Raw genomic sequence first — 320 nt, forward strand, 5'->3', positions numbered from 1 at the left:
TCGGTAAGCACGTGTTTCTTATACCCATACCGATAATGCTTGCCTTTGCGTACCCAACGAGCCTCTGCATCAACACCGGGCTTACTACTTCTGAGTTCATACTGATAAGCCTCCTCTTGATCCAACGCCTCCTGCGAGCGAGTATCCTCTCTATCCTCGGCCACTTCAATAACCACACTCCCATCGGGAGCATAAGGGCTGTCTACAATGCTCGCATCAACGATGGCGCCTTGGTCAATGCGGCTAATGCCATGTTTCTTGAACTGCTTGTTCAACTCTCTAAGGAGTTTATCCATAATCCCTAGACGCGTTAGCTCCGA

The 320-nt window shown here is 49.7% G+C and carries 1 pseudogene; it reads right to left on the minus strand.

Annotated features, from left to right (window positions below):
• Nucleotides 1–296, minus strand: a pseudogene (locus tag HQ41_RS09395) (IS5/IS1182 family transposase); the annotation flags it as partial.
• Nucleotides 297–320: the final 24 nt, after the last annotated feature.

The sequence above is a fragment of the Porphyromonas sp. COT-290 OH860 genome, assembly GCF_000768935.1.
In the GTDB taxonomy this organism is placed as follows: Bacteria; Bacteroidota; Bacteroidia; order Bacteroidales; family Porphyromonadaceae; genus Porphyromonas.